This window comes from Brevibacterium daeguense (assembly GCF_021729135.1).
Lineage (GTDB): Bacteria > Actinomycetota > Actinomycetes > Actinomycetales > Brevibacteriaceae > Brevibacterium > Brevibacterium daeguense.
In genome coordinates this window covers 215038-237145 of sequence record NZ_JAJTWW010000004.1, presented here as the reverse complement: position 1 = coordinate 237145, position 22108 = coordinate 215038, and the positions used below count along the sequence as shown (strand labels likewise).

The following is a 22108-nucleotide window of genomic DNA, read 5'->3' as shown; positions in this document are numbered from 1 at the left end:
GTCACGACCATTCAGGAGCTCGGCTGCGACAGGTGGTGCGGATGCACAGGTGGTGCGGGATGCAGGAGTGGCACGGTGCCTGACTTTCCGTTAGCGTATATTCACCATGTGAAACGCATCACCATGTCGGGGTCGGGCGCACACCCGCGCACCACCCCGTGAGGTTCTGGTGACCGGACGACAATCTCGTTCCGGCCTGCCACAACGTGAGGAGACTGCTATGACATCGAACATTGCGCAGGCTTCGGACTCGAGGACGAGTTCTGAGCCCCGGATGATTCAGATGCTGACGCCCGATGGCGAACGCATCAGCTCGGGAGAATACGACGCCTTCGCCGCGGAGCTCGACGACGAGGATCTGCGCGGGTTCTACAAGGACATGGTGCTGGTGCGCCGGGTCGACGCGGAGGGCAACGCCCTGCAGCGGCAGGGACAGCTGGGCCTGTGGGCGCCGCTGCTGGGCCAGGAGGCCGCCCAGATCGGAATGGGGCGGGCGCTGCGGCCGCAGGACTTCGTGTTCCCGACCTACCGCGAGCATGGGGTGGCATGGTGCCGCGGTGTCGCCCCCGAAACCCTGCTCGGCCTGTTCCGTGGACAGAACCACGGCGGGTGGGATCCCCAGGAGCACAACTTCCACACCTACACCATCGTCATCGGGTCCCAGACCCTGCACGCCACCGGCTACGCGATGGGCGTCGGTCTTGACGGAGAGGTCGGCACCGGTGATCCGGCCCGCGACACCGCCACAGTCGCCTGTTTCGGGGATGGGGCGACCTCTCAGGGCGACGTGTCCGAGGCGCTGACCTTCGCCGGGGCCTTCAATGCGCCGGTGCTGTTCTTCTGCCAGAACAACCAGTGGGCGATCTCCGAGCCGACCTCCGTGCAGACGAGGGTGCCGCTGTTCATGCGCGGGCAGGGGTTCGGTGTCCCCGGGGTGCGGGTCGACGGCAATGACATCATCGCGATGTACGCCGTCGCCCGTGCCTCGCTGGACAGCGTGCGCGCCGGCCACGGGCCGATGCTCATCGAGGCGTTCACCTACCGGATGGGTGCTCATACGACCGCGGACGATCCGACGAAGTATCGGGACGCGGCCACCACGGAGGCGTGGGCTGCGAAGGATCCGATCACGCGGCTGCGGGCCCACTTGGAGTCGCTCGGCACTCCCGAGGAGTTCTTCGTCGAGGTCGACGCGGAGGCCGACGCCCTGGCTGCGCGGATCCGCGAGAACTGCATCAGCATGGCGGAGCCGGACCCGGCCGAGATCTTCGCCTACGCCTACCGGGAACCGCACTCCCTCGTGGAGGAGGAGAGGGCCGAGTATCTCGACTACCTGGCCTCCTTCGAGGACTCGACCGAAGGAGCCCGCTGAGATGCCGACCCTGGCTCTGTCCAAGGCGATCACCGCCGGTCTGCGCAAGGCGATGGAGGATGACGACAAGGTCGTGCTCATCGGCGAGGACATCGGCAAGCTCGGCGGCGTCTTCCGCGTCACCGAGGGCCTGCAGAAGGATTTCGGGCAGCGGCGGGTGATCGATGCGCCGCTGGCCGAGTCCGGGATCGTCGGCACGTCGATCGGGATGGCGATCCGCGGCTATCGGCCGGTCATCGAGATCCAGTTCGATGCGTTCATCTACCCCGCCTACGACCAGATCGTCACGCAGCTGGCCAAGCTCCACAACCGCACGCGCGGGCATGAGAGCCTGCCGGTCGTCATCCGGGTCCCGTACGGGGGAGGGATCGGCTCGCCCGAGCATCACTCGGAGAGCCCCGAGGCGGTGTTCGCCCACCACGCGGGCCTGCGCATCATCTCCCCGTCGACCCCGCACGACGCCTACTGGATGATCCAGGAGGCCATCGACAGCCCCGACCCGGTGATGTTCTTCGAGCCCAAGCGCCGGTACTGGCTGCGCGGCGAGGTCGACACCGACAATCGCGGGCCGGGCCCGCACACCGCCCAGGTGGTGACCGAGGGCACCGACGTCACGCTGGTGGCCTACGGACCGCTGATGCCGACCGCAGCCGATGTGGTGGCCGCGGCCGCCGACGAGGGCACCAGCGTCGAGCTCATCGACCTGCGCAGCCTCAATCCCATCGACTTCGACACGATCGAGGCATCGGTGAAGAAGACCGGCCGGCTGGTCGTCACGCACGAGGCCCCGGTGTTCCTCGGGCTCGGCGCGGAGATCGCCGCCCGCATCACCGAACGCAGCTTCTATCACCTCGAGGCACCGGTGCTCAGAGTCGGCGGCTTCCACACGCCCTACCCCGGCTCGAAGCTCGAACACCACTACCTGCCGGATCTGGACCGCATCCTCGACGGTGTGGACCGCGTCCTGGCCTATTGATCATCGTCGGCCCGAACCTCTGCTGAAGGGTACCCATGTCAGAACTTTTCATCCTCCCCGACGTCGGCGAGGGACTGACCGAAGCCGAGATCGTGACCTGGAAGGTCACCGCCGGCGACACTGTCACCGTCAACCAGGTCCTGGTGGAGATCGAGACCGCCAAATCCCTCGTCGAGCTGCCCAGCCCGCAGGCGGGCACGATCGGCGCGCTGCTGGTCGAGGAAGGCCAGACCGTCGAGGTCGGCACCCCGATCGTCCGCTTCGGCGAGCCCGGCGGCACCGCCGAACAGCCGCAGGCACCGGAGCAGACCGCGCAGCCGGAGCCGGCAGGCCGGCCCGAGGCGCCCGCCGCCCCTGCCGATCAGGGCGGCCAGCCGGCTGATTCCGGCACGGCCGGACCCAACCTCGTCGGGTACGGCGTCAAGGCCGCCTCCTCGAAGCGCCGTCCCCGCAGGGGTGCTGGAGCAGCTGCTGCGCCGGCACCAGCGGGCCGAGACACCTCCGCACCCGCCGCCGGAGCCGCGCTGCCGGGTACTGCACCGGAGTCGACCGGCGCTGACCCGGCGGCGTTCGCCCAGCAGGTCGAATCAGCCGGTTCCGGAACCGGCGGTCCGCGCCCGCTGGCCAAGCCTCCGGTGCGCAAGCTCGCCAAGGACAGGGGCATCGACCTGTCCGAGGTGACGCCGACGGGTCCTCGGGGAGAGGTGACCCGTGAGGACCTGCTGGCCCACCTCGAGGCGGGCACCGACACGACCGCTGCTGCAACCGATGCTGCTGCGGTCGACACCGCGGCTGCCGGCGCCTCGGCGATCGGGACCGGGACCGGGACCGGGGCAGAGGAGCGGATCCCGCTCAAGGGCGTCGGCAGGATGATGGCCAAGGCGATGGTCGACTCCGCCTTCACCGCCCCCCACGTCACCGAGTTCCTCGACGTCGACGTCACGCGCACCATGGAATTCGTCCGCCACCTCAAGACGACGAAGCTGCTGGGCGAGGACGTCCGGGTCTCGCCGCTGCTCGTCGTCGCCCGAGCCGTGATCTGGGCCGCACAGCGCACTCCGCGGATCAACGCGGTGCTCGACGGCGAGGAGATCGTGGTCAAGCACTACGTCAACCTCGGAATCGCGGCGGCGACCCCGCGCGGCCTGATCGTGCCCAACATCAAGGACGCCCACCGGATGGGCCTGGCCGAGCTGGCAGCCGCGCTCACCGACCTCACCGAGACCGCCCGTGCCGGCCGCACCGGACCCGCCGAGCAGGCCGGGGGCACCATCACGATCACGAATGTGGGCGTCTTCGGCGTCGACAGCGGCACCCCGATCATCAACCCGGGGGAATCGGCGATCCTCGCGTTCGGCAGCGTGCGGAAGCGGCCGTGGGTGATCGACGACGAGCTCGTCGTCCGCGAGGTCACGACCCTGTCGGTGTCGGCCGACCACCGCGTGGTCGACGGCGAGGCGATCTCCCGCTTCCTCGCCGATGTCGGCCGGGCGCTCGAAGAGCCGCTCGTCATGCTCGCCTGAGCGGGTCGCGGCTCAGGGGTTGAGCTTCGTCGACTCCTCGGGCCCGTCGGTCGTCGACAGCTTCTTCGCGAAGCAGTGATCCCGGTCGATGCCCATCTCCCGGCACTGGGCGAGGGCATCGTCCGGGGTGTCGTATGCCTGGTCGAGGACCGTCACCCAGTAGTCGTCGAACTGGAACGTCGACCAGTCGCCGCTCCACAGCAGCAGGGCGTCGGGATGCTCCGAGCTGTTCTGCTCGAACTCGGCGAGGATGTCCGCCTCGGTCCAGGTCCTGCCCTCCGTCTTGAGGCCCTCCTGCTTGGCGCTGAGCTGGACGACCCATGCTCCCTCGAGGTCTTCCATCGCCTTCGCCGTGTCCTGTTCCGCGCGTGCCTGCAGCACCGCGCCGGGGTCCACGGTGCCTGCGGCGGTCGACGAATCCTGAGCCGGCTCCGACTCAACCGGCGCCTCGGCGGTCTTCGAGGCGGGCAGCTCGGTGGCGCGAATGCCCTGATCGGGCCCGAACGCCTGACCGCCCAGCACCACTGCTCCGGCGACGACCGCAACTGCTGCCAGGCTGCCGAGGACGACGCCGACGGTTCGACGGCCTCTGCGGCGCCCCACATCGGCGCGTGACTCCTCGCCGACCGGGGTCGCAGCACCCGTGCGCTGGAACTCGCCCGTGTGCGCGGCGATGTAGTCGTAGTAGGTCGACTGCTCGACCGGGGCGGGTTCCGGCTGGGCCGACGAGAGCGGATAGAAGCGGCCATCGCCTGCGCGCCAGTACTCGGCGCCGTCGGCGGTCCGGCAGTATTCGACGCCGTCTGGCCCGGTCCAGTGCTGCGTCCCGGCCTGATGCTGCGTCCCGGTCCAGTGCTGCGCCTCGGTCCGCTGCTGTTGTGCGGCGTCGGCACGGTCGGCCGCGACGGATCCCCAGCTGTCACTCTGCGCGGGTTTGATCCGAGGCCGATTCCGCTCCTGACCAGGCACATCGCCGTGGGGAGAGGATGGATTCATATGATGATGTTCCTAGCCTCGTGGGCGGCCTGTGGGCAGTCCATGGCGAACACTCTTGCACGATGCGCGACGTCCGGCAACTGAATTTGCCTGCCTCCCTCGCCTTCCAATATCATTGTCATCTGTTGTGTCGTCGATTGATCGGGTTCTCCCGAACGCAGTCGTTCGTCGGCACAGTGCTCATTGAGCGCTGCATCATAGCTTCGGCCCTCTCTCACAGGCTTCAGCTCAGCGCTGATGAGACATCTCGTCACGGATTCGTGTGCCTTTCGAGGCGTGCGCGGAAGTGGCCGACACAATCCCTTCACCGGGGATCGAATCGCCGGTGACGCAACTGTGTGATGTCTGCGGCGCGTCCAACGCGGGTCCTGGACGACCACGCGGCCCCCTGCGGGGAGGACCGCCACCATTAGTGAAACTGGAGGAGAGAAATGGCAGCAACCTGCCAGGTGACCGGAGCCGTACCCGGTTTCGGACACAATGTGTCCCACTCGAACCGGAAGACCAAGCGCCGGTTCGACCCCAATATTCAGAAGAAGCGCTACTTCGTGCCCTCGCTGCGCCGGAGCGTGACCCTGACCGTCTCCACCAAGGGGATGAAGGTCATCGACGCCCGCGGAATCGACTCCGTGGTCAGCGAACTCATTGCCAAGGGAGTGAAGCTCTGATGGCCAAAGCACAGGACATCCGCCCCATCATCAAGCTGAAGTCGACGGCCGGCACCGGATACACCTATGTGACCCGGAAGAATCGCCGCAACAGCCCCGACCGGATCGTGCTCAAGAAGTACGACCCGAAGATCCGCAAGCACGTCGACTTCCGAGAGGAGCGCTGAGCGCTGATGGCCAAGAAATCGAAGATCGCCCGCGACGAGCAGCGCCGCGAGATCGTGGATCGCTACGCAGAGCGCCGCGCCACCCTCAAGCGCCAGCTCGTCCACCCCGACAGCACCGATGAGCAGCGCGAGGAGGCTCGCCTGGGTCTGCAGAAGCTGCCCCGTGACGCCTCTCCGGTCCGCCTCCGCAACCGGGACCAGGTCGACGGCCGCCCCCGCGGATACCTCCGCAAATTCGGCCTGTCGCGCGTCCGTTTCCGTGAAATGGCGCACAAGGGCGAACTGCCCGGAATTACCAAGTCCAGCTGGTAATCTCTGGTAGGTTCGTTACCGGTTAGCAAAGGACCCTATGTCCCGAGGAGGACACACCATGGCTAAGAACCGCAGTGAGCTCGTCTCCGAGGTTGCAGAAAGCACCGGACTGACGCAGAAGCAGGTCTCCGACGTGCTCGACGGAATCTTCGAGTCGTTCTCGAATGTCGTCGCCGAGGGTGAGAAGCTCACCATCCCGGGCTGGCTGTCCATCGAGCGCACCGAGCGTGCCGCTCGCAAGGGTCGCAACCCGCAGACCGGCGAGGAGATCCAGATCGCCGCCGGCTACTCGGTCAAGCTCTCTGCCGGTTCCAAGCTCAAGGCCGCTGCAGGTTCTCCGGACAAGTAAGTCCTCGCACCAGGCTCGAAGGCCCGGATCCATTGCGGATCCGGGCCTTTCTGCTGTTCTCGGGCAGTGAGCGGCAGGGCCGCCGTTGGTCCCTCAACCGCCGCGCGACTACCCTTGATGCATGCGAGTTTCAGCGATTCAGTTGTCCTACACCGACGAGGATTCCCAGCCGGCCCGAATCGAACGGGCCGTCCAGCTCGTCCGCGCCCAGCGGGGATCTGACCTCGTCGTGCTGCCGGAGCTGTGGTCGCCCGGCGGGTTCTCCTACCGGGACTGGGGCCGGCGCGCGGAGACCGTCGAGAGCGGCCCGACGGTCCAGGCGCTGTCCGCCGTCGCGCGGGAGATCGGCGCCTACGTCCACCTGGGCTCGATCCTCGAGGCGGATGCGGAGGCCCTGGAGCGGATCGCCGCCCATGACTACGATGTCACCGCGATGCCCGAGCTGCCCGACGGCTCGCGAGGACTGTGGAACACGTCCGTCGTGGTGTCGCCGGCCGGTGAGGTCGTCGCCCGATACCGCAAGATCCACCGCTTCGGCTTCGGCTCCGGCGAGCCCAAGCTCATCGAGGCGGGCCAGGACATCGTCACTGTGCCGCTCGACGTCGACGGCCGGACTGTCACGCTGGGCCTGGCCACCTGCTACGACCTCCGGTTCCCGGAGCTGTTCCGCGCTCTGCTCGACGCCGGCGCCGAGGTGGTGGCGGTTCCGGCGGCCTGGCCGGCGCCTCGGGTGGACCACTGGAGCCTGTTCTCCCGCGCCCGCGCGGCCGAGGACTTCTTCGCCCTCGTGGCCTGCAACACCGCGGGCTACCATGCCGGCACCGAGATGGGCGGGCAGTCGGTGATCGTGGACGCCTCGGGCTCAGTGCTCGCCGAGGCGGCCAGTGATGAGACCGTCATCGTCGCAGACATCGACATCGACGCGATCCACGAGCGCAGGCGCAGCTTCCCCGCTCTCCACGACCGACGGCTGAACCTGTCCGAGTCCCGGTGAGCACCACAGCAGCCCGCACCTCCACGACCGGCCGTTCGGAATCCTCCCGCTCAGCCGCGCGGCTGCGCCTGGCGACCATTCCGGGATTCCTGCTCGCAGGGTTCGTCGTCGGCGCCATTGCGCTGGACTTCACCGGCGCGGCCGCTCCCACCCTCCTCAATGATGCCGGTCCGCTCGGTCGGTTCGGGCTGCCGATCGCGGAGTTCCTGTTCGACGCCGCGATGGCGGTGACGATCGGCGCGCTGGTGCTGGCCACCCTGGTGTTCCCGCGCAGCCCTGCCAGGCGGATCCGGAACCGGGACCGCAAGAAGGCGGCCGAGGTGCCCGTCGAACTCGACCCGGCGTGGACCGGCAGCCTGCTCGTCGCCGAGGTCGCCTCGGTCGTGTGGACGATCAGCGCCGTGGCGGTGCTCGTCCTGACATTCGTCGACACCGCCGGCGCGCAGGCCTTCCAGGGAGACTTCACCGCGCAGCTGGGCGTCTACGTCACCCAGGTGCCGTACGGCCAGATGTGGACCCTCATCGTGCTGCTGGCAGCCGCCGTGTCGACTCTCGTCTTCGCCCTGCGCAGCCACACCGGCATCGCGCTGACCACCGTGCTCAGCGCGCTGCCGCTGATCCCGCAGGCACTCATGGGCCATGCCGCTGAGGCGAGCGGGCACCTGCAGGCGGTCAACAGCATCGGCCTTCACCTCGTGGCCGTCGTCCTGTGGCTCGGCGGTCTGGTGGCGATGGCGCTGCTGGCGCCCGTGCTCACCCCGCGCGACGACCTGCCGGTGCTCGTCTCCCGCTTCTCAGCGCTGGCGCTGTTCTCCTGGGTGCTCATGGTCTATTCGGGCCTGGTCAACGCAAGCCTGCGAGTCGGCTCGCTCGACGACTGGATGAGCCCGTACGGCCTGGTCATCGTCGGCAAGATCCTCATCACCGTGGTGCTCGGAGTCATCGGGTACTGGCACCGCTCCTTCGTCATCGGCCGTCTGCAGAGCGGCGCCCCGAGCTCGCGCACCGAGCTCTGGCGTCTGCTCGGCGTCGAGACACTGCTGTTCGGTGCAGTGATGTCGCTGGGCGTGGTGCTCTCGCGCTCGCAGCCCCCCGTTCCCGATGAGCCGTCGGCGAGCCCCACCCCGGCCGAGATCCTCACGCGTGAGCCGCTGCCTCCGCCCCCGAGCTGGGCGAACTTCTTCCTCGAGTGGCAGATCGACCCGCTGTGGGTGGTCGTCACCGTGGGCCTGTCGGTCGCGTACATCGCCGGATTCGTCCGCGTGCGGCGGCGCGGTGACTCCTGGCCTGTGCACCGGCTGATCCTGTGGCTGGTGGGCATGGCCGGGCTGTTCTACGTCACCTCGGGCGGCGCCGCCGTGTATGGCCGGGTGCTGTTCTCGGCCCACATGATCCAGCACATGCTGCTGGTGATGGCAGTTCCGCTGCCGATGGTGCTCGGCGCTCCCATCACCCTGCTCATGCGCGCGGTCAGACCGCGGACCGACGGGTCCCGCGGCTTCCGGGAGTGGATACTCGGCGCAGTGCATTCCCCGTACCTGAGGTTCTGGGCGCACCCCGTGGTGGCGGCGATCAACTTCGCCGGCTCGCTCGTGGTCTTCTACTACACGGGGGTCATGTGGTACGCGCTCGAGACCCATCTGGGTCATGAGCTCATGATCGCCCACTTCCTGGCAGCCGGATACCTGTTCGCGCAGTCCATGATCGGCATCGACCCGGGCGTCAACCGGTTCAACTACCCGGTCCGTCTCCTCGTGCTGCTCGTGACCATGGCATTCCACGCCTTCTTCGGGGTGTCGGTCATGTCCTCGACCTCCCTGATCGAAGGCGATTGGTACGGCAACATCGGGCACGGCTGGATCCCCGCGATCGACGATCAGGTCCGCGGCGGTGAGATCGCCTGGGGCATCGGCGAGTTCCCCACGCTCATCCTCGCGATCATCGTCGCGACCCAGTGGGCCCGCTCCTCCGACCGGGAGGCCAAGCGCCGCGACCGGGCCGAGGACCGCTCCGGCGACGCGGAGCTCAGCGCCTACAACGAGATGCTCTCCAAGCTCAATGAACGTTGAGTCCCGCGGCATCGACCCTGCTCACAGGGTCGAATCTGCGCATGAGTGCACACGCGAGCACATGTCATCTGCGAATTCGCTCAGGTCACAAAGCGGTTGCGGTGCTTGATCGCCGCGGCGGGAGTGGCCAGGATGGGGGATCGTATCCGGTCATGAAGATGTGACCGGACCTCCTGCCACACCGCTGTGCGCAGGGGACGAGCCAGAAGGAGCATCATGAGCACGTCAGATACGCTGCGGCCGGAGGAGAGGACCAAGCTCCAGCGCGTGGTCGCCGCCTCCATGGCAGGCACCATCGTCGAATGGTACGAGTTCTTCCTCTACGCGGCAGCCGCCACGCTGGTCTTCAACCTCATCCTGTTCCCGCCGTCGGACAACCCGTTCAACGCCATCATCGCCGCCTTCGTGACCTACGCGGTCGGCTTCATCGCCCGCCCCCTCGGCGGGATCGTCTTCGGCCACTTCGGTGACAAGTACGGCCGCAAGAAGCTCCTGCAGCTGTCGATCATCCTCGTCGGCGTGTCGACCTTCCTGATGGGATGTCTGCCGACCTTCGGCCAGATCGGCTACCTCGCCCCGACGCTGCTGGTCATCCTGCGCTTCGTCCAGGGCTTCGCCGTCGGCGGCGAATGGGGCGGCGCAGTGCTGCTCGTCGCCGAGCACTCCCCGCGCAATGCGCGCGGCTTCTGGGCGTCCTGGCCGCAGGCGGCGGTCCCGCTGGGCAACCTGCTGGCCACCGGCGTGCTGTTCGGCCTGGTGGCTGTGCTGTCCGATGACGCCTTCCTGGCCTGGGGCTGGCGCGTGGCGTTCTGGCTGTCGGCAGTCATCGTGTTCATCGGCTGGTACATCCGCACCAAGGTCACCGACGCGCCGATCTTCCAGGAGGCGCAGGAGCAGGTCGTGGAGGGCGAAGCCGGGTACGGCGTCGCCGAGGTATTCAAGCGCTACCCGCGCGGAGTCTTCACCGCCATGGGGCTGCGGTTCGTGGAGAACATCCACTACTACCTCGTCGTCACGTTCTCCATCACGTACCTGTCGGTGCAGGTGGGCATCGACAGCCTGGAGATCCTCGGTCTGCTGCTCGGCGCGCACGCCATCCATGCAGTCGTCGTGCCGCTGGTCGGCAAGATGACCGACATCGTGGGCCGGAAGCTTCCCTACGGCATCGGCATCGTGCTGACCGCCTCGTGGGGCTTCTTCGCCTTCCCGATGTTCAACACCGGCGACGATCTGGTGATCTTCATCGCGATCGCGATCGGACTGATCTTCCACGCTCTGATGTACGCGGGCCAGCCGGCGATCATGGCCGAGATGTTCCCGACCCGGATGCGGTACTCGGGCGTCTCGCTCGGCTATCAGGTGACGTCGATCGTGGCCGGTTCGATGGCGCCGATCATCGCGACCTCGCTGCTGAGCAACTACGGCACCTGGGTCCCGATCGCGATCTACCTGCTCATCGCCGCCGCGATCTCATTCGTCGCCCTGATGTTCACCCGGGAGACGAGCGGCATCGACCTCGCGGAGATCGACCGGGTCGACCGGGAGCGCCGGGCAGGGGAGAGGAGCGCCGATGTCTGAGTCAGCGGACCGGACCGCCGCCGGCGCCGCGCACAGCGGCATCGCCGGCCGGAAGGCGCTGGTCACCGGGGCCGCGTCGGGGCTGGGGCGAGCGATCGCCTCGGCTCTGGCGGGAGCCGGCGCCCGCGTCACCGTCGCCGATATCGACGAGCAGGCGGCCCGGGAGGCAGCCGAGGCGGTCGGCGGCGAGGCCTGGGTGGTGGACTTCTCGCAGACGGAGGAGCTCGACGGGATCGAGCTCGACGTCGACATCCTCGTCAACAACGCCGGCATCCAGCGGATCCACGCGATCGAGGAGTTCCCGCTGGCGGAGTGGCAGCTCATCCAGCGGCTGATGCTCGAGGCGCCGTTCCTGCTGACCAAGGCCGCGCTGCCGACGATGTACGAGCGCGGCTGGGGACGGATCATCAACATGAGCTCGGTCCACGGGGTGCGGGCCTCGCCGTACAAGAGCGCCTATGTCGCCGCCAAGCACGGGCTCATGGGACTGACGAAGACGACGGCGCTCGAGGGCGGTCGGCACGGCGTCACCTGCAACGCGATCAACCCCGGCTACGTGATGACGCCGCTGATCGAGAAGCAGATCGCCGACCAGGCGAGCACGCGCGGCATCAGCGAGGACGAGGTGATGGACGAGGTGTTCCTCGCCCACTCGGCGGTGCCCAGGCTGGCCACGCCCGAGGAGGTGGCCGAGCTGGCACTGTTCCTCGCCTCGGACGCGGCGAGCGTGATCACCGGTGCCGACCACCTCGTCGACGGCGGCTGGTCGGCGGGATAGCGGGGCAGCCGGGCTGCTGGTTCGCCCCGGGCCGGCTGGTCGGCATGTAGCGGGACACCTGCCGGTCACCGCCCCGGGGCGACCGGCGTCTCCGGAGGCAGCGAGCAGAACTCGCGGAGCACCTCGAGCGCGGCCCGGACCCCGCGATTGCGCAGCGCTTCCTTGCGGACGCTCGCCCAGTACGTGATGCGGTGATCCAGCTGCGGCAGCACGCGGACGAGTTCCGGGTGGGTCTCGCCCAGGTAGGTGGGAATCAGACCGATCCCGGCGCCGGCCCGGGCGGCGCGCACATGGATGAGCATCGAGTTCGAGCGCAGGAAGCCCTGCGGCGCCTCGGGCAGTCGGCGGCCGGCGGTGTCGAGGGAGTCGATGCCGTGCAGGTGCTCGATGTAGTAGACGATGCGGTGTCGCGGCAGCTCCTCCTCGGAGGACGGGGTGCCGTGCCGGGCCAGGTATTCCGCGGTGGCGAACAGGCCCAGACTGTAGTCGTTGAGCCGGTAGGCCAGGGAGCGGGAGACGTTGGGCCGGCCGGGCATGATCTCGATGTCCACCCCGGAGCGGTACTGCCGAGCCCGCTGAGTCGAGGCGATGAGCTCGACCTGCAGGCCGGGATGGCGCTTCTGCAGCTCGGTGAGGGCTGGAGCGGCCCACGTCAGGCAGAACCCCTCGGGAGCTGCGACCCGCACCATGCCGGTGAGCCGGCCGGACCCGGCCGGGGCGGGGTAGACCCGGCTCAGCGCTGCCTCGATGTCCTCGGCGACCGACAGCAGCTCGCGACCGCGGGCGGTGAGCTCCCACCCTTCGGAGGCGCTGTGGAGCACTCGATCCCCGATGCTGTTCTCCAAAGCTGCGATCCGGCGCGAGACGGTCGTGTGGTTGATGCCGAGGCTGTGGGCCGCGGCCGTGTACTTGCCCAGCCGGGCGACGGCCAGCAGCGTCAGCAGATCCTCCGGCGACACCTGCCCGGCGGCGGAGGCGGGCGCATCAGGCGCAGGGGCAGTCGGTGATGTGGGGACATTCGGCATGGCCGCATCCTAGGCGCTCGCGGCAGCGGCCCGCGCGTCGTAGGCTGTGTCCTGCAGACTGAGTCGAACGACGTGCAAGGAGGCACAATGGCGACGATCGGGTGGATCGGCCTGGGCAACATGGGCAAGCCGATGACGAAAAATCTGGTGGCGGCCGGGCACACGGTGCGCGGCTACGACCTCAACTCGCAGGCCGTCGCCGAGGCGGAGGCGGGCGGAGTGACCGCGTGCGGATCCATCGCCGAGGCGGTCGACGGTGCCGAAGCCGTCTTCACCATGCTGCCCAAGGGCGAGCACGCCCGGAGCGTGTACCTCGACGCCGGCGGCGTGTTCGAGACCGCCTCGACCGAGGCGCTGCTGGTCGATTCCTCGACGATCGACGTCGAGTCGGCCCAGGCCCTCCACGAAGCCGCCGAGAAGTCCGGCTTCGCCTTCGTGGACGCGCCGGTGTCCGGCGGGATCTCCGGCGCCGCGGCGGGCACGCTGACTTTCATGCTCGGCGGATCCGAGGCCGACGCGGAGCGGGCGAAGGCCTACATCGACCCGATGGCGGGCAACATCTTCTATGCTGGCGCCGGCGGACTCGGGCAGGCGGCGAAGATCGTCAACAACATGATGCTCGCGATCAGCCTGGAGGGCGCCGCCGAGGGCGCGGTGCTGGCCCGCAAGCTGGGGCTGGACGCGCAGACCTTCTGGGACATCGCGCACGTGTCATCGGGCGACTCCTGGCCGCTGCGCACCTGGTACCCGGTGCCCGGCGTGGTCGAGACCGCGGCGGCCAACAAGGGCTTCGACGCGACCTTCTCCGCGATGCTCGCCCACAAGGACGTCGGCCTGGCCCTGGCCGGTGCCGAGTCGGTCGGGGTGGAGCTGCCCGCGGCGCAGGTCGCCTACTCCTCGCTGCAGAAGCTCGTCGACGACGGGTACGCCGACAAGGACTGCTCCCTGATCATCCGCAACATCGACCCGGAGGCCCCCGGCGTGCCGCAGGAGTGACCGGGGACCGCGGCCCAGCTGGTGAGTCCAACTGGTAGCCCCAACTCGCGAGTAATCGTTAGCGTGGCGATATTCTCTGAGGGATTTCCCGGTCTATGCTGAGACGACTATCAGCAGAAATGCCTCAGGGCCGGGTTCCGGTTCCGACTGCTCGCCGCCGAATCAGGAGTGAATCTCGTGAAGCGTTCGTATCTGGCCCCGATCACCGCGATCGCCGCTGCCGCCGTCCTGACCCTGTCCGCCTGCGGTGAGGCTCCGGAGGAGTCCTCGGGCGGCGACGCGACCGAGGCCGCCGCCGAATTCAAGGGCTGCATCGTCTCCGACGCCGGCGGCTGGGACGACCAGTCGTTCAACCAGTCCACCTATGAGGGGTTGCAGCGGGCCGTCGACGAGCTCGGCATCGAGCACGCCGAGGCCCAGTCGCAGAGCGATGCCGACTTCGCGCCGAACGTCGACAGCATGGTGCAGCAGGGCTGCAACCTCACGATCGGCGCGGGCTTCCTGCTGGAGGACGCGCTGCAGACCGCGGCGGAGAACAACCCCGACGCGAACTTCGCGGTGGTCGACTCGATGTTCACCGACGCCGACGGCAACCCGGTCGAGATCGAGAACGCCAAGCCGATCGTGTTCAACACGGCCGAGGCGGCGTATCTCGCCGGGTACCTGGCGGCCGGCATGTCGGAATCCGGCACCGTCGCGACCTTCGGCGGCATGCAGATCCCATCCGTGTCGATCTTCATGGACGGCTTCTCCGACGGCGTGGACAAGTACAACGAGGACAAGGGCGAGGAGGTCGAGCTGCTCGGCTGGGACAAGGAGGCCCAGGACGGCTCCTTCTCCGGCGACTTCGACAACCAGGGCCAGGGCCAGACGCTCACCGAGCAGTTCATCTCCCAGGGCGCTGATGTCATCATGCCGGTGGCCGGTCCCGTGGGCCTGGGTGCGGCAGCCGCCGTGTCCGAGGCCGACAACGTCAAGCTGATCTGGGTCGACTCCGACGGCTACGAGTCCACCGAGTACGGCGAGTACATCCTGACCTCCGTGACGAAGCAGATCGCCAACGCCGTCTACGACACGCTGGAGCAGGCGCAGTCCGGTCAGTTCAGCAGCGAGAGCTACGTCGGCACCCTCGAGAACGAGGGTGTGGGACTGGCTCCGTACCACGACTTCGAGGACCAGGTCCCGGACGAGCTCAAGACCGAGATCGACACGCTGCGCGAGCAGATCATCAGCGGCGAGATCACCGTCGACACCCCGAACGCTCCCTGATCCCGAACGACCAGCGTGAAGCTCGAGCTCAGAGGAATCACCAAGAGGTTCGGCTCCCTCGTGGCGAACGACGACATCAGCGTCGTGGTGCGGCCGGGGGAGATCCACGCCCTCCTGGGGGAGAACGGTGCTGGCAAGTCGACCCTGATGAACGTCCTCTACGGGCTCTACGCCCCGGACGGCGGTCAGATCCTCATCGACGACGCGCCGGTGTCCTTCGACGGTCCCGGTGACGCCGTGGCCGCCGGCATCGGCATGGTGCATCAACACTTCATGCTGGTGCCGGTGTTCACCGTCGCGGAATCCGTCGCCCTGGGCTACGAGCCCACGAAGGCGCTGGGGATCCTCGACCTCGACGCCGCGCGCGCCCGGGTGCGGGAGATCTCCGAGCGGTTCGGCTTCCACATCGATCCGGACGCCGTCATCGAGGACCTGCCCGTCGGCGTGCAGCAGCGCGTCGAGATCATCAAGGCGCTCTCCCGCGATGCCGAGGTGCTCATCCTCGACGAGCCGACCGCCGTGCTCACGCCGCAGGAGACCGACGAGCTCATCGCGATCATGAAGCAGCTCAAGGCGCGGGGGACCTCGATCGTCTTCATCACGCACAAGCTGCGCGAAGTGCGTGCCGTCGCCGACGAGATCACCGTGATCCGGCGCGGCCGGGTGGTCGGCCAGGCCTCGCCCGAATCCACCGAATCCGAGCTCGCCGGTCTCATGGTCGGGCGCGAGGTGCGGCTGAGCACCGACAAGGGTCATGCCGAACCGGGGCCGGAGACCTTTGCGGTGCAGAACCTCACCGTCGTCGACAAGGCGGGCTCCACGGTCGTCGACGACATCTCCTTCGGCGTGCGCGCCGGCGAGATCCTGTGCATCGCAGGGGTGCAGGGCAACGGTCAGACGGAGCTCGCCCAGGCGATCATCGGGCTGGTGGAGCCGCTCGCCGGCTCCATCGTGCTCGAGGGGGCCGAGCTCACCGGTCGCACCGTCAAGCAGCGCCTCGACGCCGGGATCGGCTTCGTCCCCGAGGACCGCACCGAGGACGGCCTCGTCGCCTCGTTCTCCATCCGGGAGAACATGATCCTCGACCAGTACGATCGGCCGCCGTACGCCTCGGGCCTGGCGCTCAGGCCCACGGTCATCCGCGACGCGGCCGAGGCGAAGGTCGAGGAGTTCGACATCCGGCTGACCTCGATCGACGATCCGATCTCGACGCTGTCGGGCGGCAACCAGCAGAAGGTCGTGCTCAGCCGCGAACTGGGTCGGCCGCTGCGCCTGTTCATCGCCTCCCAGCCCACCCGCGGGCTCGACGTGGGCTCCGTGGAGTTCGTCCACAAGCGGGTGATCGCCGAGCGCGGCCGGGGAGTGCCCTGCATCATCGTGTCGACCGAGCTCGACGAGGTGCTCAACCTCGCCGACCGGATCGCGGTGATGTACAAGGGCCGGATCGTCGGCATCGTGCCGGCCGGGACCCCGCGCGATGCGGTCGGCCTGATGATGGCCGGCGTCCCCGAATCCGAGGCGCTCGCCCGGGTCGCCGACGGCAGCGCCGCAACCATGATCTCCGAAGCCGCCGAGGAGGACCTCCCGTGAACGCGCAGCCCGCGGGTCCCGGCTCTGCTTCCGGCCCTGCTCCCGCCCAGGATCAGGCGGTCGAAGCCAGACCTGCCGCCGGGCAGCTGCCCCGTCCCGCAGGCCCCGGCCGAGGCGCCACCGTCCTCGAGCAGATCTTCTCCGGTACCGTGTGGGTGCCGATCGGATCGATCCTGCTGGCACTGCTCGCCGGCGGCGTCCTGATCGCGGCCGCCGATCCGCAGGTCCAGGCCACGCTCGGCTACTTCTTCGCCCGACCCAGCGATTTCTTCGGGGTCGCCTGGCAGACGGTGTCGGAGGCGTATTCGGCGCTGTTCCGCGGTGCGATCTTCGACTGGCAGGCGGACACGTTCGTCCGGATGATCCGGCCGCTGACGGAGTCCCTGGTGAGCGCGACTCCGCTGATCCTCACCGGCCTGGGAATCGCGCTGGGCTTCCGCTCCGGCCTGTTCAACATCGGCGGCCAGGGACAGGTGATCCTCGGCGCGATGTTCGCCGGGTTCTTCGGCTACGCGATCGGCCTCCCGCCGATCGTGCACTTCCTGTTCGCGCTGCTCATGGGCGCGGTCGGCGGTGCGATCTGGGCGGGCATCGCCGGTGTCCTCAAGGCGCGCACGGGTGCCAACGAGGTGATCGTCACGATCATGTTGAACTCGATCGCCGGTTATCTGCTGCTGTACCTGCTCAAGCAGAGCTGGTTCACGCAGACCGGATCGACCAATCCCGCCAGCCGCACGATCTACGAGACCGCCCAGCTGCCCCTGCTCCTGCCGCCCCCGTTCCGGCTGCACGCAGGCTTCCTCGTCGCGATCCTGGCGACGATCGTGGTGTGGTGGCTCCTCGAGCGCTCGACGGTCGGCTTCGAGCTGCGCGCCGTGGGCGAGAACGCGCGTGCTGCGCGCACCGCCGGCGTCTCCGTCTCCCGCGCGACGATCCTCGCGATGGTGATCGCCGGAACGCTGTCCGGGCTGGGCGGGGCGACGACCGTGCTGGGCACCGAGCACAAGCTCAGCGGCGGCATCGCGGGCTCGATCGGTTTCGACGCGATCACCGTGGCGCTGCTGGGCAGATCACGGCCGCTGGGAGTGTTCTTCGCGGGCCTGCTGTTCGGTGCGTTCAAGGCCGGCGGCTACCTCATGCAGTCTCAGACCGGCACCCCGATCGACATCGTCCTCGTCGTGCAGTCCATCATCGTGCTGCTGATCGCCGCACCGCCGCTGGTGCGGACCATCTTCTGGCCGCTGATCAAGGCTCGCCGGCTGGTCCCCGGCCAGGACCGGGGTGGGGCGGAGGGTGACACGGGTGTCGGCACCCGCGCCGGCGCCTCGGGCGCGGAGGGCACCGCAGCCGGACGAGGGCCGGTCAGCACAGGTGCGTCAGGCACAGATTCTGAGGGAACGGGCCAGGCCGATGAAGACTCAACCGGCACGAAGGGGGAGCGATGAGCACCGCGGCCGATCAGACCACGCACGCCCACCCCGCCGTCCGGGTGCCGATCTCGTGGAAGTACCCCATCGCCTATGCCGTGCTGGCTCTGCTGGCACTCATCGGCTTCGGCTTCGGCGCGCCCGCCGATGTCGCGACGACGTTCCGGTTCGCGCGCGGCGGGGATCTCTTCCAGATTCCGGATCTGACCGTCCCCACTCGGCCGACCACTCTGGTGCTCGGGGTCATCCTCGTCCTGCTCGCCGCGCTGTCGTGCTGGACGACTGCGCGGCGGATCAGGACCGGCGTGTGGCTGCCGCTGACCTTCGGCGTCCTGTTCCTGGCGTCGGTGCTGTGCTGGGCCGGCGGGGGCCACGGACTCGTCACCGTCACCACGCTGCTCGCCGGAGCCCTCGCACTGTCGGTGCCGCTGATCTTCGGGGCGATGTGCGGCGTCGTGGGCGAGCGGTCCGGCATCATCAACATCGCCATCGAAGGGCAGCTGCTGGCGGGCGCATTCCTGGCGGCGGTCGTCGCCTCGGCGCTGACCAACCCCTACGCAGGACTGGTCGCCGCACCCATCGCCGGAGCGCTGGTCGCGAGTGTCCTGACGCTCTTCGCGGTCCGGTACTGGGTCGACCAGATCATCATCGGCGTGGTGCTCAACGTGCTGGTCGTGGGTCTGACGAGCTTCCTGTTCTCGACTGTGCTGACGCAGAATCCGCAGGTGTGGAACGCGCGACAGCAGCTTCCCAATCTGCCGGTTCCCCTGCTCAGCGACATCCCCGTGATCGGGCCGGTGCTGTTCAATCAGAACATCCTCGTCTACCTGATGTACCTGGTCGTCATCGCGCTGCAGGTCCTGGTCTTCAAGTCCAAATGGGGTCTGCGGATGCGTGCGATCGGCGAGCACCCGAAGGCGGCCGACACAGTCGGCATCCACGTCAACTTCAACCGTGTGGTCAACACCCTGATCGCCGGGGCGATCGCCGGGCTCGGCGGCGCCTATCTCACGGTCGGATCGGGATTGGCCTTCGGCAAGGAGATGTCGGCGGGGCAGGGGTACATCGCGCTGGCGGCTATGATCCTGGGGAAGTGGAATCCGCTCGGCGCGCTGTTCGCGGCCCTGCTGTTCGGGTTCACCCGGTCTTTCAGCAACTCGCTCTCCGCGATCGGCGGGCCAATCCCCGGCGACCTGCTGCTCATGCTCCCGTACATCGTCACGATCTTCGCCGTGGCCGGTTTCGTCGGCCGGGTCCGCGCACCCGCAGCTGAGGGCGTGCCCTACACGAAGCAGTGAGCCGAGGGGCGGAGGTGGCACCAGGCGCACCAGCAGCCGGTGAACATGCACGATCAGCCGGCGAGCACGCACCAGCAGGCGGCAGTCAACAGCCACTAGGACGACGAGGAGGGCAATGAGGGAGTTCGACACCGAGGTGTGGGCGACGCTGCGCGCAGCAGCCAGGGAGGCCATGGAGAAGGCCTACGCCCCCTACTCGAACTATCCGGTCGGCGCCGCTGCGCTCACGGATGACGGACGGATCGTGACTGGCTCGAACGTGGAGAACGCGTCGTACGGGGTGGGACTGTGCGCAGAGTGCGGCCTCGTCTCTGACCTCGCGCGCAGCGGCGGCGGTCGGCTGGTCGCGTTCGCATGCGTGGATCGAGCCGGGTCTGCATTGGTTCCCTGCGGACGGTGCCGCCAGCTGCTGTTCGAGTTCGGAGGCAACGACCTGGTCCTCGACATGCCCTCCGGGTTCAAACCGCTGTCGGAGGTGCTTCCCGAGGCGTTCGGCCCCGACCACTTGCGGCACCCGCCCGCTGCGATCTGAGCACTCGCCGCTGGCACATCGGCGCAGGAGGCGGACGGCTCCGCTGAGACGGGCGGGTTGGGCGGCGGAGAGACGCAGGGCTGGCGCTGCCAGGTGCCAGCGCTGCCAGGTGCCAGCGCTGATAGCGCCAGGGATCGCGCTGCCTAGAACGGCGGTGGATCGTGGTTGGGCCGGAGTCGCCGGTCGCACGTGCCGAGGGGTCCGAGTTCCTCGAAGGGCAGCTCGATGGCCGGCGAGTCCTCGTGGTTCGGTTCCGGCTGCTGATTCGCTGGTTTCGTTTCGTCGGTAGGCGGGCCAGGATCTGGAAGCATTCGACTTCCTGGACGGTCAGCGCTGCCCGGAGGTACCCCAGCGGCTGGCGAACGTCGAATTTCTGGAGGCGCGGTGCGGTCTGGAGGCTCGCTTTCGCCTGGCGGTTGTCGACTTCCTCGAGGCCCACCATGATCAGCAGACGCACCGTCATCGGGAGGTTTGCCGGCGTCGGGAGGTTCGGCAGGACCTTTCGGCCCGGTGCCACCCGCTGGTCCGCCGTCCGGTGGTCGGCCATCCGGTGATTCTCCGGCGGCTGGGCGGGTGGTGAAGTGGTCCGCGTGCGCCTGATCGATGGGCCGATCCGGTGGGTGGTCGTCGTGGATGATGCCGTACGGCAGGAGCCAGCGGATGATCCCGTCGGGTCCGTGCTCCAGCCGCAGCTTCCCGCGCGTCTTGAGCTGGTGATGCCGTTTGCACAGCGGATGGAGATTGTGCAGATCCGTCCGACCACCGGCTTTCGGGTTCCGGTGGTTGTAGGGGATGGCGTGGTCCTGTTCGCAGGTGGCTGCCCGTCGGGTGCAGCCGGGTGCGGTGCACCAGGGCCGCTTCTGCACCAGCGTCATCCGCAACGCTTTCGGGATGCTGTAGGAGCGGGCGACCTCGTCGACGATCCGCCCGCCGGCCGGATCGGTGAGCACCCGGTACATGACGTTGGTATGGGATGCGAACCCCCGGGCCATCTCCGCGGGGATCGGTGATCCATCGGCGAACAGGCCCGGCAGGTCCGCGTGCCGGGTCAGGGTGAGAGCGGGGACGGTGACGACGACGCCTGCTTGTTTGCGGAGCCATTCGCCGCTGCTGGGACAGGCCACCTCCACCATCTCCGTTCCCGTGGCAGTTCCGCTGCCGCGTTCGACGGTGATTTTCGTGGTCGGGGTCATGGTGGTGAGCATGTCGAACATCAGTTGATCCATGGTCCGGTCGTCGACGATCTCATCGCCCGGTTCCAGTTGCTCTCCGAAGGTCGACGTCTGGTGTGTTCGGATGGCGCGGGCGGTGGCCTCCAGCCGGGCGTGCAGCGCCTTGAGCGGCAGCAGGGGCCCGGTGAGCAGGAGTCGGCCCTCGCAGTCGTCGGTGGCCCACATCTCCACTCGCCGCCGCTTGTGGGTTTCGGCTTCCCGGGCGACGGGTGGGTCGAGGAGGCGGATGGTGTCGTTGACCTTGCGGCAGAATCCCTGCCACTGCATCCCCGCCCGCAGCTTCACCAGGACGTCGTCGAGCTCCGTGAGCTGCTTGGCGGTCAGATCGAGTGCCCGCCGGGCCGCGTACTCCAACCGGACATACGTGATCTCGCCCTTCAGCGCCGCGGCGAAGAGTTTCGGCAGGCCGTAGCAGGCGACGGTGGAGATGCGGGCGTGTCCGTAGGCTTTGACGATCGTGGTGTCGAGGACGGCTGCGATCACGGTGACGTGGGTGCCGTCGAGCCGGTCGGCCACCCAATCGGAGAGCGCCTCGTCTTTGGGTGGGGTGAGGTCGTCGAAGTGGCGGGCGAAGCATTCCTCGATCACCGCCTCGGCCAGGAACCGCAGCCGCTGCACCGCCACCACATCATGCCCCGGCAAGAACGCCTGCAACGCAGTCACCGCCGGCCCGTTCTCCGGCCTCCCTTCGCGGCGGGTGCGTTCGTCCGTGCCTGTCATCCGTCTCACCCCCTGTTCCTGCCTCATCGCAGTCAACACCGGCGCCGTCAGCTCGACTGGCGGGCCGGACCGTGTGGTCCTCCAGGTCCGACGGGAACCGGATTTCCCCTCTGACCTGTTGCACCCACCCTAGAAGGACCCACGGACACGAACCAACCGACACAGGAGTAAAAGCGGCATCGAAAGATCATTGTTCGATAACAAATATCGAACGAGGCGCATATGGAGGATCCAAGG

General features: G+C 68.2%; 20 protein-coding genes. 17 read left to right on the top strand and 3 right to left on the bottom strand.

Annotation, left to right across the window (positions count from 1 at the left end; genetic code table 11):
* The first annotated feature begins 220 nt into the window (after nt 1-220).
* From pdhA to LXN01_RS05900, 3 genes are read left to right on the top strand one after another with little or no spacing between them, the layout of a single operon-like run.
* Complete coding sequence (gene pdhA, locus LXN01_RS05910) at nt 221-1372, top strand: pyruvate dehydrogenase (acetyl-transferring) E1 component subunit alpha (RefSeq protein ID WP_236863690.1); 1152 nt, start codon at nt 221-223, stop codon at nt 1370-1372.
* 1 nt (nt 1373) lies between these two features.
* Nucleotides 1374-2348 carry an alpha-ketoacid dehydrogenase subunit beta gene (locus LXN01_RS05905; protein WP_236863689.1) on the top strand — a complete coding sequence of 325 codons (975 nt, stop codon included), beginning with the start codon at nt 1374-1376 and terminating at the stop codon, nt 2346-2348.
* Nucleotides 2349-2383: 35 nt separating this feature from the next.
* Entirely contained in the window at nt 2384-3871 is a 1488-nt protein-coding gene (locus LXN01_RS05900) for a dihydrolipoamide acetyltransferase family protein (RefSeq protein WP_236863688.1), read from the top strand.
* A gap of 12 nt (nt 3872-3883) precedes the next feature.
* Here LXN01_RS05900 and LXN01_RS05895 read toward each other — a convergent pair whose 3' ends face one another.
* Entirely contained in the window at nt 3884-4867 is a 984-nt protein-coding gene (locus LXN01_RS05895) for a hypothetical protein (protein ID WP_236863687.1), read from the bottom strand.
* A 431-nt stretch (nt 4868-5298) separates the two neighbouring features.
* Between LXN01_RS05895 and rpmB the strand changes: the two genes are divergently transcribed.
* The 8 genes from rpmB (at nt 5299) to LXN01_RS05855 (ending at nt 11782) form a co-directional block, all read left to right on the top strand.
* Nucleotides 5299-5535, top strand: a complete 237-nt coding sequence (rpmB, locus tag LXN01_RS05890) for a 50S ribosomal protein L28 (RefSeq protein WP_236863686.1) — start codon at nt 5299-5301, stop codon at nt 5533-5535.
* On the top strand, nt 5535-5702 hold the full coding sequence (gene rpmG, locus LXN01_RS05885) for a 50S ribosomal protein L33 (RefSeq protein WP_272902234.1): 168 nt from the start codon (nt 5535-5537) through the stop codon (nt 5700-5702). Before rpmB ends, rpmG begins: the two co-directional genes overlap by 1 nt.
* Nucleotides 5703-5708: 6 nt before the next feature.
* The gene (rpsN, locus tag LXN01_RS05880; RefSeq protein WP_236863685.1) at nt 5709-6014 is read left to right on the top strand and encodes a 30S ribosomal protein S14; all 306 of its coding nucleotides are present in this window, start codon (nt 5709-5711) and stop codon (nt 6012-6014) included.
* 58 nt (nt 6015-6072) lie between these two features.
* Nucleotides 6073-6363, top strand: coding sequence for an HU family DNA-binding protein (locus tag LXN01_RS05875; RefSeq protein WP_236863684.1), 291 nt, complete (start codon nt 6073-6075; stop codon nt 6361-6363).
* A 121-nt stretch (nt 6364-6484) separates the two neighbouring features.
* Nucleotides 6485-7357: a nitrilase-related carbon-nitrogen hydrolase gene (locus LXN01_RS05870; RefSeq protein ID WP_236863683.1), complete on the top strand. Its 873-nt coding sequence runs from the start codon at nt 6485-6487 to the stop codon at nt 7355-7357.
* Complete coding sequence (locus LXN01_RS05865) at nt 7354-9426, top strand: bifunctional copper resistance protein CopD/cytochrome c oxidase assembly protein (RefSeq protein WP_236863682.1); 2073 nt, start codon at nt 7354-7356, stop codon at nt 9424-9426. Before LXN01_RS05870 ends, LXN01_RS05865 begins: the two co-directional genes overlap by 4 nt.
* A 216-nt stretch (nt 9427-9642) precedes the next feature.
* Nucleotides 9643-11004, top strand: coding sequence for an MFS transporter (locus tag LXN01_RS05860; protein ID WP_236863681.1), 1362 nt, complete (start codon nt 9643-9645; stop codon nt 11002-11004).
* On the top strand, nt 10997-11782 hold the full coding sequence (locus LXN01_RS05855) for a 3-hydroxybutyrate dehydrogenase (protein ID WP_236863680.1): 786 nt from the start codon (nt 10997-10999) through the stop codon (nt 11780-11782). The genes LXN01_RS05860 and LXN01_RS05855 overlap by 8 nt, the downstream gene beginning before the upstream one ends.
* Before the next feature lie 65 nt (nt 11783-11847).
* Here the strand turns inward: LXN01_RS05855 and LXN01_RS05850 are convergent, their stop codons facing one another.
* The gene (locus LXN01_RS05850) at nt 11848-12807 is read right to left on the bottom strand and encodes a LysR family transcriptional regulator (protein WP_236863679.1); all 960 of its coding nucleotides are present in this window, start codon (nt 12805-12807) and stop codon (nt 11848-11850) included.
* An 87-nt stretch (nt 12808-12894) separates the two neighbouring features.
* Here LXN01_RS05850 and mmsB point away from each other — a divergent pair, with 87 nt between their 5' ends.
* The 6 genes from mmsB to LXN01_RS05820 all read left to right on the top strand — a co-directional run bounded on the left by mmsB (nt 12895) and on the right by LXN01_RS05820 (nt 19919).
* Nucleotides 12895-13803, top strand: coding sequence for a 3-hydroxyisobutyrate dehydrogenase (gene mmsB, locus LXN01_RS05845; protein WP_236863671.1), 909 nt, complete (start codon nt 12895-12897; stop codon nt 13801-13803).
* 177 nt (nt 13804-13980) lie between these two features.
* A complete protein-coding gene (locus LXN01_RS05840; protein ID WP_236863668.1) occupies nt 13981-15072 on the top strand; it encodes a BMP family lipoprotein in 1092 nt (363 codons plus the stop codon).
* A gap of 15 nt (nt 15073-15087) precedes the next feature.
* Nucleotides 15088-16662: an ABC transporter ATP-binding protein gene (locus LXN01_RS05835; RefSeq protein ID WP_236863666.1), complete on the top strand. Its 1575-nt coding sequence runs from the start codon at nt 15088-15090 to the stop codon at nt 16660-16662.
* Nucleotides 16659-18107, top strand: a complete 1449-nt coding sequence (locus LXN01_RS05830; RefSeq protein WP_425547655.1) for an ABC transporter permease — start codon at nt 16659-16661, stop codon at nt 18105-18107. Before LXN01_RS05835 ends, LXN01_RS05830 begins: the two co-directional genes overlap by 4 nt.
* On the top strand, nt 18104-19387 hold the full coding sequence (locus tag LXN01_RS05825; protein WP_236863664.1) for an ABC transporter permease: 1284 nt from the start codon (nt 18104-18106) through the stop codon (nt 19385-19387). The genes LXN01_RS05830 and LXN01_RS05825 overlap by 4 nt, the downstream gene beginning before the upstream one ends.
* A 115-nt stretch (nt 19388-19502) precedes the next feature.
* Nucleotides 19503-19919, top strand: coding sequence for a cytidine deaminase (locus LXN01_RS05820; protein WP_236863663.1), 417 nt, complete (start codon nt 19503-19505; stop codon nt 19917-19919).
* 143 nt (nt 19920-20062) lie between these two features.
* Here LXN01_RS05820 and LXN01_RS05815 read toward each other — a convergent pair whose 3' ends face one another.
* The gene (locus tag LXN01_RS05815; protein ID WP_236863846.1) at nt 20063-21871 is read right to left on the bottom strand and encodes a DUF222 domain-containing protein; all 1809 of its coding nucleotides are present in this window, start codon (nt 21869-21871) and stop codon (nt 20063-20065) included.
* Nucleotides 21872-22108: the final 237 nt, after the last annotated feature.

Excerpts from the sequence above, each read along its gene's own strand:
- rpsN (WP_236863685.1), top strand. The coding sequence starts at position 5,709 with ATGGCCAAGAAATCGAAGATCGCCCGCGACGAGCAGCGCCGCGAGATC.
- LXN01_RS05860 (WP_236863681.1), top strand. The coding sequence starts at position 9,643 with ATGAGCACGTCAGATACGCTGCGGCCGGAGGAGAGGACCAAGCTCCAG.
- LXN01_RS05825 (WP_236863664.1), top strand. The coding sequence starts at position 18,104 with ATGAGCACCGCGGCCGATCAGACCACGCACGCCCACCCCGCCGTCCGG.
- LXN01_RS05875 (WP_236863684.1), top strand. The coding sequence starts at position 6,073 with ATGGCTAAGAACCGCAGTGAGCTCGTCTCCGAGGTTGCAGAAAGCACC.
- LXN01_RS05820 (WP_236863663.1), top strand. The coding sequence starts at position 19,503 with ATGAGGGAGTTCGACACCGAGGTGTGGGCGACGCTGCGCGCAGCAGCC.
- pdhA (WP_236863690.1), top strand. The coding sequence starts at position 221 with ATGACATCGAACATTGCGCAGGCTTCGGACTCGAGGACGAGTTCTGAG.
- LXN01_RS05855 (WP_236863680.1), top strand. The coding sequence starts at position 10,997 with ATGTCTGAGTCAGCGGACCGGACCGCCGCCGGCGCCGCGCACAGCGGC.
- LXN01_RS05895 (WP_236863687.1), bottom strand. The coding sequence starts at position 4,867 with ATGAATCCATCCTCTCCCCACGGCGATGTGCCTGGTCAGGAGCGGAAT.
- LXN01_RS05815 (WP_236863846.1), bottom strand. The coding sequence starts at position 21,871 with ATGACAGGCACGGACGAACGCACCCGCCGCGAAGGGAGGCCGGAGAAC.
- mmsB (WP_236863671.1), top strand. The coding sequence starts at position 12,895 with ATGGCGACGATCGGGTGGATCGGCCTGGGCAACATGGGCAAGCCGATG.
- rpmB (WP_236863686.1), top strand. The coding sequence starts at position 5,299 with ATGGCAGCAACCTGCCAGGTGACCGGAGCCGTACCCGGTTTCGGACAC.
- LXN01_RS05905 (WP_236863689.1), top strand. The coding sequence starts at position 1,374 with ATGCCGACCCTGGCTCTGTCCAAGGCGATCACCGCCGGTCTGCGCAAG.
- rpmG (WP_272902234.1), top strand. The coding sequence starts at position 5,535 with ATGGCCAAAGCACAGGACATCCGCCCCATCATCAAGCTGAAGTCGACG.
- LXN01_RS05870 (WP_236863683.1), top strand. The coding sequence starts at position 6,485 with ATGCGAGTTTCAGCGATTCAGTTGTCCTACACCGACGAGGATTCCCAG.
- LXN01_RS05850 (WP_236863679.1), bottom strand. The coding sequence starts at position 12,807 with ATGCCGAATGTCCCCACATCACCGACTGCCCCTGCGCCTGATGCGCCC.
- LXN01_RS05900 (WP_236863688.1), top strand. The coding sequence starts at position 2,384 with ATGTCAGAACTTTTCATCCTCCCCGACGTCGGCGAGGGACTGACCGAA.